Source organism: Ilumatobacter sp. (assembly GCF_030065885.1).
GTDB lineage: Bacteria > Actinomycetota > Acidimicrobiia > Acidimicrobiales > Ilumatobacteraceae > Ilumatobacter.
The window spans coordinates 17,377-28,959 of record NZ_JASJCS010000041.1 but is presented as its reverse complement, the minus strand read 5'-3'; the positions used below and the strand labels follow the sequence as shown (position 1 = coordinate 28,959).

General features: G+C 70.0%; 10 protein-coding genes. 6 read left to right on the top strand and 4 right to left on the bottom strand.

Annotated features, from left to right (window positions below):
• Positions 1-44: 44 nt before the first annotated feature.
• The 3 genes from amrS to amrA are packed head-to-tail and all read left to right on the top strand — an operon-like array spanning position 45 to position 2,549.
• Positions 45-1,172: an AmmeMemoRadiSam system radical SAM enzyme gene (gene amrS, locus QNJ12_RS10830; RefSeq protein WP_300622652.1), complete on the top strand. Its 1,128-nt coding sequence runs from the start codon at positions 45-47 to the stop codon at positions 1,170-1,172.
• Positions 1,169-1,972 carry an AmmeMemoRadiSam system protein B gene (gene amrB, locus QNJ12_RS10825; RefSeq protein ID WP_300622651.1) on the top strand — a complete coding sequence of 268 codons (804 nt, stop codon included), beginning with the start codon at positions 1,169-1,171 and terminating at the stop codon, positions 1,970-1,972. Before amrS ends, amrB begins: the two co-directional genes overlap by 4 nt.
• A complete protein-coding gene (gene amrA, locus QNJ12_RS10820; protein WP_300622650.1) occupies positions 1,965-2,549 on the top strand; it encodes an AmmeMemoRadiSam system protein A in 585 nt (194 codons plus the stop codon). Before amrB ends, amrA begins: the two co-directional genes overlap by 8 nt.
• A gap of 40 nt (positions 2,550-2,589) precedes the next feature.
• On the opposite strand, the gene QNJ12_RS10815 is transcribed toward amrA, so the two are convergent.
• Positions 2,590-4,401, bottom strand: coding sequence for an NAD(P)/FAD-dependent oxidoreductase (locus QNJ12_RS10815; RefSeq protein ID WP_300622649.1), 1,812 nt, complete (start codon positions 4,399-4,401; stop codon positions 2,590-2,592).
• A gap of 73 nt (positions 4,402-4,474) precedes the next feature.
• On the opposite strand from QNJ12_RS10815, the gene QNJ12_RS10810 reads away from it, so the two are divergent.
• The gene (locus QNJ12_RS10810; RefSeq protein WP_300622648.1) at positions 4,475-5,278 is read left to right on the top strand and encodes a thioesterase family protein; all 804 of its coding nucleotides are present in this window, start codon (positions 4,475-4,477) and stop codon (positions 5,276-5,278) included.
• A 237-nt stretch (positions 5,279-5,515) separates the two neighbouring features.
• A complete protein-coding gene (gene lon, locus QNJ12_RS10805) occupies positions 5,516-7,825 on the top strand; it encodes an endopeptidase La (RefSeq protein ID WP_300622647.1) in 2,310 nt (769 codons plus the stop codon).
• 64 nt (positions 7,826-7,889) lie between these two features.
• Here the strand turns inward: lon and QNJ12_RS10800 are convergent, their stop codons facing one another.
• Positions 7,890-8,573, bottom strand: a complete 684-nt coding sequence (locus QNJ12_RS10800) for a helix-turn-helix domain-containing protein (protein ID WP_300622646.1) — start codon at positions 8,571-8,573, stop codon at positions 7,890-7,892.
• 85 nt (positions 8,574-8,658) lie between these two features.
• Between QNJ12_RS10800 and QNJ12_RS10795 the strand changes: the two genes are divergently transcribed.
• Entirely contained in the window at positions 8,659-9,453 is a 795-nt protein-coding gene (locus QNJ12_RS10795; RefSeq protein ID WP_300622645.1) for a class I SAM-dependent methyltransferase, read from the top strand.
• Between the two features lie 49 nt (positions 9,454-9,502).
• Here the strand turns inward: QNJ12_RS10795 and QNJ12_RS10790 are convergent, their stop codons facing one another.
• Both QNJ12_RS10790 and QNJ12_RS10785 read right to left on the bottom strand, forming a co-directional pair.
• Entirely contained in the window at positions 9,503-9,658 is a 156-nt protein-coding gene (locus tag QNJ12_RS10790) for a hypothetical protein (RefSeq protein WP_300622644.1), read from the bottom strand.
• A gap of 62 nt (positions 9,659-9,720) precedes the next feature.
• A complete protein-coding gene (locus tag QNJ12_RS10785; RefSeq protein ID WP_300622643.1) occupies positions 9,721-11,496 on the bottom strand; it encodes a glutamine--tRNA ligase/YqeY domain fusion protein in 1,776 nt (591 codons plus the stop codon).
• Between the last annotated feature and the right edge of the window lie 87 nt (positions 11,497-11,583).

Below are 11,583 nucleotides of genomic sequence, written 5' to 3'. Positions count from 1 at the left end.
TGGGTCACGACACCGATGGAGGCACGCCACAGGACTGACCGGTCATGGATCGCTTCACCGTCCCGACCCAGTACTGGCATCAGCTCGACGACGGGCGCGTGCAATGCGACGTGTGTCCCCGAGCCTGCAAGCTGCGCGACGGGCAGCGTGGCGTCTGTTTCGTTCGCGCCCGCGAGGGCGACGGCGTCGTGTTGACCACCTACGGACGGTCCAGCGGGTTCTGCGTGGATCCCATCGAGAAGAAGCCGCTGAACCACTACCTTCCCGGATCCGCGGTCTTCTCGTTCGGCACCGCCGGCTGCAACCTCGCCTGCCGCTTCTGCCAGAACTGGGACATCTCGAAGTCGAAGGAGATCGACACGCTCGCCGACGAGGCGTCGCCGGAGGCGATCGCCCGGGCCGCCGAGGAGCACGGCTGTCGCAGCGTCGCGTTCACGTACAACGACCCGACGATCTTCCTCGAGTACGCCAACGACGTCGCCGACGCCTGTCACGAGCTCGGCGTGAAGACCGTTGCCGTCACCGCCGGATACATCTGCCCCGAGCCGCGAGCGGACTTCTACGCCCACATCGACGCCGCCAACATCGACCTCAAGGCTTTCACGCAGGACTTCTACCGGCACACCTGTGCGGCCGACCTCGACGCCGTGCTCGAGACGCTGGAGTACGTCGCCCACGAGACCGACATCTGGATGGAGCTCACGACGCTGTTGATCCCGGGTCTCAACGACAGCGATCGCGAGCTCGACGAGATGACCACCTGGGTCGTCGAGCACCTCGGACCCGACGTGCCGATGCACTTCACGGCGTTCCACCCGGACTTCAAGATGCTCGACCGGCCGCCCACGCCGCCGGCGACGCTACGCCGCGCTCGGCGCATCGCGATGGGCAATGGTGTGCGGTTCGCCTACACCGGCAACGTGCACGACGGTGAAGGCGGCAGCACCACGTGCCCCGACTGTGGCGAGCTGGTCATCGAACGCGACTGGTACCGGCTCGGCGAGTACCGGCTCGACGACACCGGTCACTGCCTCGGCTGCGGATCACAGCTGCCGGGCGTCTTCGACGGCCCGGTCGGCACCTGGGGTGGACGCCGCCTGCCGGTGGTGATGTCGGGGTCGAAGCCGCGACCGGGAGCCCACACGAGATCGACGAGAAAGGTGTCGTCATGACCGCTCCAACCCGCACGCGTCAACCGGCGGTCGCCGGCTCGTTCTACCCGGCTGATGTCGCAGAGCTCGACCGCTCGATCCGAGATGCGTTCCGCGGCGGTGTGCCGCGCCCGCCCGACGCCCGCGTCCCCGAGGCGGTGGTCGTGCCGCATGCCGGGTACGTGTACTCGGGCGCGATCGCAGCGAGCGCGTACGAGCGACTCGTGCCCGCGAGGGCGGTCGTCCGGCGCGTGGTGCTCCTCGGTCCGAGCCACCGCGTGTTCGTGCGCGGGATGGGCGTGTCGAGCGCCGACGAGTTCGAGACACCCCTCGGAACCGTCGCGGTCGACGCCGGGCTGCGCGATCGTGCGCTGCAGCTCCCGGGTGTCGCGATCGACGACGACGCCCACCGTGACGAGCACAGCCTCGAGGTCCAGCTGCCGTTCCTCCAGACCGTGCTCGACGACTTCGCGCTGCTGCCGCTGTCGGTCGGCGACGCCACCATCGACGAGGTCGCGGCAGTCCTCGATGCGCTGTGGGGTGGCCCCGAGACCGTCGTCGTGATCAGCACCGACCTGTCGCACTACCACTCGTATCGCGAAGCGGTCGACATCGACCGCCACACCGCGGCGGCCATCGTCGCTCGCCGGCCCGATGCGATCGCCGATCGTGACGCCTGTGGTGCACGACCCTTGCGCGGCCTGCTGCAGATCGCCGATCGCCGTGGTCTCGCCGTCGAGCAGATCGACCTGCGCAACTCGGGCGACACGGCCGGCGACCACCGCCGGGTGGTCGGGTACGGAGCGTTCGCCGTTGGGTGACGCCGGGCTCGCACCGCAGGTCGTCGACACGTTGTTCGACCTCGCGGTGTCGTCGATCCGCGCCGGCTTGGAGGGCCGACGGCCGACTCGCGACGGCGATGACGACGGGCCGCGGCTCGGGAAGTCGGCGGGTGTGTTCGTCACGCTGCACGTCGCCGGCGAGCTCCACGGCTGCATCGGTTCGCTGACCGCCGAGGACCTCGGCCGGGCCGTGCCGCGCCACGCCTGGTCGGCGGCGTTTCGCGACCCTCGGTTCCCGCCGCTGCGCCCCGATCAGCTCGACGGTCTCGACATCGAGATCTCGGTGCTCTCGCCGCTGGCGCCGCTGGCCGTCGACTCGTGGGAGGCGCTGATCGATGCGCTTCGGCCCGGTGTCGACGGTCTCTCGATCGAGGGAGCGGGTCGACGGGCGGTGTTCCTCCCGGTGGTGTGGAAGCAGCTGCCCGACGCGGTCGACTTCGTCGACCACCTCTACCGCAAAGCCGGACTGCCGACGCGGTCGTGGCCCGCCGACATGCGCACCTGGACGTTCACCGCCACCGAGTACGGCCGAGTCGTCTCGCCACGATCACGGTGACGAGGGCGGCGGAGTCGACCACCGGTCGGCGTGAGTCAGTTCAGGATCTGAACTCGAGACCTTCGAAGTCCCCCGACGTGCGCCACTCGTCGATGTAGCGGAAGTAGCCGACGGGGCCCTCGGGGTAGCCGACGCTGTTGAGCAGTCCGCGCCGGCCGGAGTCCTGGCCCTCGTTGTTGTAGTAGCCGGGCGTGCAGTCGGGCTGGTTGCCGAAGCGCCGGCCACCCGCTTCGAGCATGCCGACCCAGGCCTGTTCGGCTTCGGCGGTGACCTCGACCTCGTGTGCGCCGGTGTCGAGCGCGTGGCGGACGATCGCTGCGATCGTCTTGCCGCGTTCGGTGAGGTTGTGGGGGATGTTCGAGATCAGGTTGGCGCCCTGCGTCGGGCCGACGACGAACAGGTTCGGGAAGCCGTGCACGTGGATGCCGTGCAGGCTCAGCATCCCGTCGGCCCAGTACTCCGACAGCTTCAGGCCGTCGCGGCCGACCGTGTCGTAGCCGGCCCGCCTCGCGTAGTCGGTGCCGACCTCGAACCCGGACGCGTAGATGATGCAGTCGAGCTCGTAGTGGTCCTCGCCGACCCACACCCCGGTCTCGTCGATGCGGGTCACGCCGCGGCCGTCGGTGTCGACGAGTTCCACGGTGGGAGTGTTGTAGGCCGCGAGGTACTCGTCGTGGAAGCAGGGTCGCTTGCACAGCTGCCGGTACCACGGCTTGAGGGCGGCTGCCTTGAGCGGGTCGGCCACCACCTCGTCGACCCGGGCGCGGATCTCGACCATCTTGTCGTCGTCGCTCTCGTGGTAGGCGCGCTGGAAGCCCGAGGGCGTCAGGTCGGGGTTCGGCGAGGCGAACAACCGGTCACGGATCCGCTGGGTGATGTCGGTCCAACCGTCCTTGACCAGGTCCTCGTCGGCGAACCCGCCGGTCTGGAGGATCGTGAAGTTCTCCAGCCACTGCTCCTGCCAACCCGGCTCGAGCGTGGCGAACCACTCGGGGTCGATCGGGTGGTTGTTGCGGACGTCGATCGACGACGGCGTGCGCTGGAAGACGAGCAGCTCCCCGCAGTCGCGGGCGAGGTGCGGCACGCACTGCACGGCCGTGGCGCCGGTGCCGATGACGCCGACGCGCTTGTCGGCGAGGTGGATCATCGGCGCGCCGGTCGGGTCGCCGCCGGTGTAGTCGTAGTCCCAGCGGCTGGTGTGGAAGCTGTGCCCGCCGAACGTCGTGATGCCCTCGATGCCGGGCAGCTTGGGCCGGTGCAGCGGGCCGGTGCCCATCGCGACGTACCGAGCTCGCATCTCGTCGCCGCGGTTGGTGCGGATGATCCAGCGCTTGGTGTCGTCGTCCCAGTCGAGGCCGGTCACCTCGGTCGACAGGCAGGCGTTGTCGTAGAGGTCGAAGTGCTTCGCGATCCGCTGACAGTGCTCGAGGATCTCGGGCGCATGTGCGTACTTCTCGGTCGGCATGTGGCCCGTCTCTTCGAGCAGCGGCATGTAGACCATCGAGGCCGTGTCGCACTGCGCGCCCGGGTACCGGTTCCAGTACCACGTGCCGCCGAAGTCGCCGCCTTTCTCGATGATGCGGACGTCGTCGATGCCGGCCTGCTTGAGCCGGGCGCCCGTGACGAGACCGGCGAAGCCGCCGCCGATGAACGCCACGGTGACCTCGTCGTGGAGCGGCTCCCGCGGTTCGACCGGCACGTACGGGTCGTCGACGTAGTGCTCGAAGACGCCGGTGACCTCGATGTACTGGTCGTTGCCGTCGGGCCGGAGCCGCTTGTCGCGCTCGGCGAGGTACTTCCGGCGGATCGCTTCCTTGTCGCTCGGGTCGGGCTCGGCCGGGGCGGAGGCCATGCTTGGACAGTACAAGTGTTCGCGGTTCCGTCGCACCTCGCGGGATCGTCTCGGCGTGCCACGATGGGCGCCGATGGGGGACTACGACGACGAGACGGACGTCGAGCAGATCGCCGAGGGGCGCTGGGTGACGGAGATGTCGACGGCGTGGCACATCGGCGACACCGCGAACGGCGGCTACGTGCTCGCCCCTGTGCTGCGATCGATCGCCGCAGTCGCCGGCGATCACCCGCACCCGCTCTCGGTGACGACGCACTTCCTGCGACCCGTCCGGGAGGCGGGCCCGGCGACGATCGAGGTCGAGCTGGTCCGGCGGGGGCGGATCGCCACGGTGTGCAGGGCGACGCTGTCGCACGGGGGACAGGAGCGAATGACCGTCCTGGCGACCTACGGCGATCTCGACACCGCCGTCGGGGGTGGCTCGGAGATGTCGCTGCCGCCGCCCGATGCGCCCGGACCGGACGAGTGCTTCGATCGGCGGGCGCTCGGTCAGGGCGTCGAACTGCCGATCCTCGACCGGCTCGACGTCCGCATCCACCCCGATCTCGCTGAGCCCGGCGGGTCGCCCGACGCCGTGATGGCGGGATGGATCAGGTTCGCCGACGGGACCGAACCGTCGCCGCCGGCGCTGACGTTGTTCGCCGACGCCTTCCCGCCGACGCTGTACTCGAAGTTCGGGCGGGTCGGCTGGGTGCCGACGCTCGAGCTGACCGTCCACGTGCGGCGGCGGCCGGCGCCGGGCTGGGTGCAGGCCCGGTTCGAATGCGACGACCTGGCGGGTGGTCGGATGGTCGAGACCGGGGCGCTGTGGGACTCGACGGGTGCGCTGGTCGCGCGGAGCCGCCAACTCGGCGTGTTGCTGACCGACGGCCCCTGACCCGCCCGCCGCCCCCCGGCAACGCGTGAGGTTTGTGCGCACTATGTGCGCAACAACCTCACGCGTTCGCCCGGCCGCCCCCGCCGCAACCGCCGCCCTGCGGGAACGCGTGTGGTTTGTGCGCACTATGTGCGCAACAAGCTCACGCGAACGAGCTGTGGCAGATGACACATGTATCGGCGGTGATCGATACTTGAGTCGGTTGTAATCAAGATTACTGCCTTTACCCTGTGAGGGATGACCGACACCGGTACCGCTCTCCGCCTCCCGATCGCCACCCTGCCCACCACCGTGTTGCCGGGCGCCACCGTCACCCTCACGCTCGACGATCCATCGGTTCGACAGGCGATCGAGGCCGCCGGTGGTGGCCGGTTGGCCTTCCGCGCACCGCGGGTCGGCGACCCCGTCGGGCCCGAGATCGTGGTCGTCGCCCGGGTGCCTTCGACCGGTTCGCTACCGGGCGGGGCGCCGGCTGCCGTCGTGCAGATCGAGTCACGCGGTCGCCTCGTGCAGCTCCACACCAGCGAGCGCGGCGCCGATCATGCTGACGTCGAGCCCCTGGCCGATGTCCGCCCGACGCCGCGAGTCGAGGCCCTGGTCCGCGAGCTGACCGCCACCCTCCAGCTCGTCGCCGAATTGCGCCGCTCGCGCCGACTGCCCGAGCTGCTCAGGTCGGGCCCCGCGCCCGGAGCGCTCGCCGATGGGGTCGCCACCTGGGCCGAGTTCGACGACGAGCAGCGGCTCGAACTGCTCGATGCGGTCGATGTCGGCGCCCGCGTCGATCTCGTGCTCGCCTGGGCGAAGGACCACCTCGCCGAGCTGCAGGTCGCCGAGACGATTCGCAACGACGTCAGCGAAGGCGTCGACCAGCAGCAGCGCGAGTACCTCCTCCGCCAGCAGCTGGCGGCAATCCGCAAGGAGCTCGGTGAGGGTGACGACGACGTCGTCGCCGATTACCGCGAGCGGCTCGGCGAGCTCGATGCGGCAGACGGCGTGAAACAGGCGATCGACAAGGAGCTCGACCGGCTCGAACGCACGAGCGCGCAGTCGCCCGAGCACGGCTGGATCCGCACGTGGCTCGACCGCATCTTCGAGCTGCCCTGGGGGGAACGCAGCGACGACACCCTCGACCTCGACGTCGCCGCCGGCGTGCTCGACGACGACCACTACGGGCTCGACGACGTGAAGGACCGCATCGTCGAGTTCCTCGCCACCCGCAAGCTCCGCCACGAGCGCGGCGTCGAGTCGGCCGGCCGTGGCAACGGCGCGATCATCACGCTCGTCGGCCCCCCGGGCGTCGGCAAGACCAGTCTCGGCGAGTCGGCCGCCCGGGCGATGGGGCGTGAGTTCGTGCGTGTCGCGCTCGGCGGCATCCGGGACGAAGCCGAGATCCGCGGCCACCGCCGCACGTACGTCGGGTCACAGCCCGGCCGGATCGTGCGGGCGCTGACCGAGGCCGGCACGATGAACCCGGTCATCCTGCTCGATGAGGTCGACAAGCTGTCGCCCGGTGGCTGGTCCGGCGACCCGACCGCGGCGCTGCTCGAGGTGCTCGACCCGGCGCAGAACCACACGTTCCGCGACCACTACCTCGAGGTCGACCTCGACCTCAGCGAGGTGGTGTTCATCGCCACCGCCAACGTCGCCGACACGATCCCGGCGCCGCTGCTCGACCGCATGGATCTGGTCCGTCTCGACGGCTACACGGAGGACGAGAAGGTGTTCATCGCGCGGCGGTACCTGCTGCCGCGCCAGATCGAGCGGGCCGGCCTACGGGAGGACGAGGTCGACGTGCCGGACGAGGCGATCGCGGCAATCGTCCGCGGGTACACCCGCGAAGCCGGCGTGCGCGGGCTCGAACGCGAGCTCGGCAAGCTGGTCCGCAAGGTGACGGCCAAGGTCGCCGGCGGCGCCGGCACGCCGCTCGCCATCGAGCCCGACGATCTGACGACGTGGATCGGCCGCCCGAAGGTCGTCGACGACGTGCCCGAACGCACGCAGCTGCCGGGTGTCGCCACCGGACTGGCCGTCACCGGTCACGGCGGTGACGTGCTGTTCATCGAGACGACGGGCTTCCCGACCGCCGACGGCGCCGAGCCCGGCCTGACGCTCACCGGGCAGCTCGGCGACGTGATGAAGGAGTCGGCCCAGATCGCCCTGAACTTCGTGCGCTCGCACGCCGACGAGCTCGGCGTCGACGTCGACCGGTTGCAGCAACGGTTCCACGTGCACGTGCCGGCTGGCGCAGTGCCCAAGGACGGGCCGTCTGCCGGCATCACCATGACCACCGCCCTGGTCAGCCTGTTGACCGATCGGCCCCTCAAGGATTCGGTCGGCATGACCGGCGAGATCACGCTGCAGGGTGCCGTGCTCCCGATCGGTGGCGTCAAGCAGAAGGTGCTCGCTGCCCATCGCGCGGGCCTGCGCGAAGTCGTGCTGCCGAAGCGCAACGGCCCCGACATCGAGGACGTCCCCGAGCGGGTGCGCGACGAGATGACGTTCTACCTCGCCGACCGCTACGACGACGTCCTCGCCGCCGCCTTCTGACGTCGCGAGTTGTGTCAGACACAACTCGCGACGGGGCGAGATGGCGTGTCGGCGACGGTTGCTGTCAGGCGCAGACCTCGCTGCGCGGCGGCATCGTCGGAGCGTGCGTGTTCCAGCGGGGGAGACCGCGCACGAGCTCGCGGGGCCCGGTGACCTCGATGGCGCCAGATCGGCGCGCGGCAGCCCATGACAGCGCGCCGCGATGCCAGTCGCAGAACGGGCCCGATCGCGCCCGCACCCAGGCCCGCTCGTCCCCGCCCGGGTCGTGGTCGCACATGTCGGTCGTCGGACGCTGCACGAGGAGCCACCAGCGGCGGCGTGCGGGCGGCTCCTCAGTGAACTCGAACTCGACGATGGTGCGCGTGGTCGGCAGTTCGCACGCGGCGGCCTGCACATGGCTCCACGCCCACAGGGCGAAGACCGGATCGTGGTGGTCGCTCGTGACGTCGAGCCAACGCTCTCCCCACTCGGCCATCGCTGCGATCGTGGTGGCGAGGTCGTAGCCGGCCTCGGTCAGCAGGTACCTGCGGGCACCCGAGCCCGAGGAGGCACGGACGATGACGCCCCGCCGTTCGAGCGATCGGAGCCGGGAGCTCAGCACCGATCGGGACATCGTCGGGACGCCGTTGGCGATGGCCGTGAACGTCGTGGCGCCGAACAGCAAGTTGCGGACGACGAGTGGCGTCCATCGCTCGGCCAGGATCTCTGCGGTGCGGGCGATCGGGCAGTACTGGCCGTACGTCTCCATGCCACCATGGTGGCTGCCACGACGATCGCAGGGAAGTTCGATCTTCGAACTGGAGACCGAGCGCGATGCACGGGACGATCGGGCCATGGCAGATGCAGCAACTGGACAGGTGGCCGCCACGGCAGCCGAGGTGTACGAGCGGGACTTCGTCCCGGCGCTCTTCGCGCCCTGGGCCGAACCGATCGTCGACGCGGCTCGGGTGTCGCTCGCGCACTGCGTCGTCGATGTCGGCTGCGGGACGGGCGTCGCGGCTCGGGCAGCTCGCCGCCGCGCCGGCGACGACGGAGCGGTCATCGGGGTCGACCCCAACGACGGGATGTTGGCAGTCGCCGCCCGCCTGGCGCCCGACATCGACTGGCGGATGGGCGCCGCCGAGGCGTTGCCGGTCGACGACGCCGTCGCTGATGCCGTGATCGCCCAGTTCTCCTTGATGTTCCTGGCAGATCCCGTTGCTGGCGCAGCGGAGATGGCTCGGGTCCTCCGTTCGGGCGGGCGGCTGGCCGCCGTCACGTGGGCCGATCTCGATCAGAACGCCGGGTACTCGGCGATGCACGCTCTGCTCGACGAGCTGTTCGGCGCAGAGATCGCCGAGGGGGTACGGGTGCCGTTCACGGTCGGCGACGAAGACACCTTGGCCGGGCTGCTCGCGAGCTCGTTCCCGGACGTCAGCGTCGAACGTGAGGTGCGATCGGCGACCTTTCCCTCGATCGAGGCGTGGGTGCACACCGAGCTCCGGGGCTGGACGGCCTCGGAGTCGATCGACGACGAGATGTACGCCCGGTTCCTCGCCGAGGCGGAGGGCAGGTGGAGCAGCTTCACCGATGCGGCCGGGCGGGTCAGCTTCCCGTCGCCGGCCTTGATCGCCACCGCCGAGCGTTGACACGTCGCGAGTTGTGTCTGACACAACTCGCGACGTGTCGGGTGAGCGTTCAGCGACGTTCGTTCCCGCGGCGGTAGTTGCCCGTTGCGCGAGCGAGGACGTGTTGTTGCTGAGCCTCGTCGGCGGCGCGGCCGAGTCGTTCGAGGAGGCGCTCGGCGGCGCGCCCGCGCAGCACGCTCGCCCGGCGCCCATGATGCGTGATCACGACCTCACCGTTCCGGCGAACCGTCCACTCAAAGCCGGCGGGAGCCGCCATCTCGGCCCGTGTCAGCCCTGGCGCTTCTGGATGTTGGCCCACTCGTCGCGGAGGCCGACGGTGCGGTGGAACAGCATCGGCTCGCGGGGGTCGTGGGCGAAGTAGCCGAGCCGCTCGAACTGCACGACCTCGCCGGGCGCCGTGTCGGCCAGCGCGGCCTCGACCCGGCAGTCGGTCAGCAGCTCGCGGGAGTCGGTGTCGACGTCGTCGAGCGGGTCACCGGTCGCCTCGCCGGGCACCTCGGCGGCGAAGAGGCGCTCGTAGAGCGCCACGGTCGCCGGCACCGCATGAGCCGCCGACACCCAGTGCATCGTCGACTTCACCTTGCGGCCGTCGGGCGCCGAGCCACCCTTCGTCTCGGGATCGTAGGTCGCGTGCACGACGGTGACGTTGCCCTCGTCGTCGGTCTCGTAGCCCGAGGCGGTCACGAAGTACGCGCCGCGCAGCCGTACCTCGCGACCCGGCGCCAGCCGGAAGAACTTCTTCGGCGGGTCGACCATGAAGTCGTCGCGGTCGATCCACAACTCGCCGCCGAACGCGACCTCCCGGGTGCCGTCGGCCTCGTTCTCGGGGTTGTTCGCCACCTGGAAGTGCTCGACGACCGCGTTGCCGTCGTCGTCGGTGGGCCAGTTCGTGATGCTCAGCCGGAGGGGGCGCAGCACCGCCATCCGCCGCTGTGCGGTGCGGTTCAGCTCGGTGCGCACGAACGACTCGAACAGCTCGATCTGGTGGCGGCTGTTGGTGCGGGCGACGCCGATGAACCCGCAGAAGTCGCGGATCGCCGACGCCGGGTAGCCGCGCCGGCGCATGCCGCGCAGCGTCGGCATGCGCGGGTCGTCCCACCCGTCGACGATGCCGTCGGCGACGAGCTTTGCGAGCTTGCGCTTCGACGTGACCGTGTGGGTCAGTTCGAGTCGTGCGAACTCGGTCTGGCGCGGCTGGTCGCCGGGGAGCGGCAGCTGCTCGAGGTACCAGTCGTACAGCGGTCGATTGCTGTCGAACTCCAGCGTGCACAGCGAATGCGTCGTGCCCTCGATCGCGTCGCTCTGCCCGTGCGCCCAGTCGTACGTCGGGTAGATCACCCACGCGTCGTGCGTGCGGTGGTGGTGGCCGCGCCGGATCCGGTACATCACCGGGTCGCGCAGCTGCATGTTCTCGTGCTGCATGTCGATCCTCGCACGCAGCACCCGCGATCCGTCGGGGAACTCGCCGGCTCGCATCCGGCGGAACAGATCGAGGCTCTCGGCCGGCGGGCGATCGCGGTACGGCGACTCGACGCCGGGGTTGCCGTAGCCGCCGCGCTGCTCACGGATCGTCTCGGAATCCTGGTCGTCGACGTAGGCCTTGCCCTCGGTGATCAGGTACTCGGCCCAGTCGTAGAGCTGCCCGAAGTAATCACTGGCGTAGACGGGGTCGTCGACCCCGTAGCCGAGCCACGCGAGGTCGGCGAGGATCCCCTCGACATACGAGACCTCCTCGGTCTCGGGGTTGGTGTCGTCGAAGCGCAGCTTGCAGATGCCACCGAACTCCTTCGCCAGCTCGAAGTCGAGCGTGATCGCCTTCGCATGTCCGATGTGGAGGTAGCCGTTGGGCTCGGGAGGGAACCGGGTCTGGACGCGACCGCCGAACGTGCCCTCGTCGAGGTCGCGCTGCACCAGCTCACGCACGAAGTCGGTGCTCGTCGCGCCGTCGCCGGTCGTGGAGGTCGTGGCGGTCGTGGCGGTCGCGTCGCTCGTGTCGCTCGTGTCGCTCGTGGAGGTGGAACGGTCGTCGTCGGGCGTCGCCATGGCGGCACCAGTATGGGCCCTGGCGCCCGCATTCGCGGTGGGGGTTCGGGTCGGCTCACCAGACGCAGCGCCGGGCCCTGGCACTCG

Excerpts from the sequence above, each read along its gene's own strand:
- amrS (WP_300622652.1), top strand. The coding sequence starts at position 45 with ATGGATCGCTTCACCGTCCCGACCCAGTACTGGCATCAGCTCGACGAC.
- amrB (WP_300622651.1), top strand. The coding sequence starts at position 1,169 with ATGACCGCTCCAACCCGCACGCGTCAACCGGCGGTCGCCGGCTCGTTC.
- QNJ12_RS10815 (WP_300622649.1), bottom strand. The coding sequence starts at position 4,401 with ATGGCCTCCGCCCCGGCCGAGCCCGACCCGAGCGACAAGGAAGCGATC.
- QNJ12_RS10810 (WP_300622648.1), top strand. The coding sequence starts at position 4,475 with ATGGGGGACTACGACGACGAGACGGACGTCGAGCAGATCGCCGAGGGG.
- lon (WP_300622647.1), top strand. The coding sequence starts at position 5,516 with ATGACCGACACCGGTACCGCTCTCCGCCTCCCGATCGCCACCCTGCCC.
- QNJ12_RS10800 (WP_300622646.1), bottom strand. The coding sequence starts at position 8,573 with ATGGAGACGTACGGCCAGTACTGCCCGATCGCCCGCACCGCAGAGATC.
- QNJ12_RS10795 (WP_300622645.1), top strand. The coding sequence starts at position 8,659 with ATGGCAGATGCAGCAACTGGACAGGTGGCCGCCACGGCAGCCGAGGTG.
- QNJ12_RS10785 (WP_300622643.1), bottom strand. The coding sequence starts at position 11,496 with ATGGCGACGCCCGACGACGACCGTTCCACCTCCACGAGCGACACGAGC.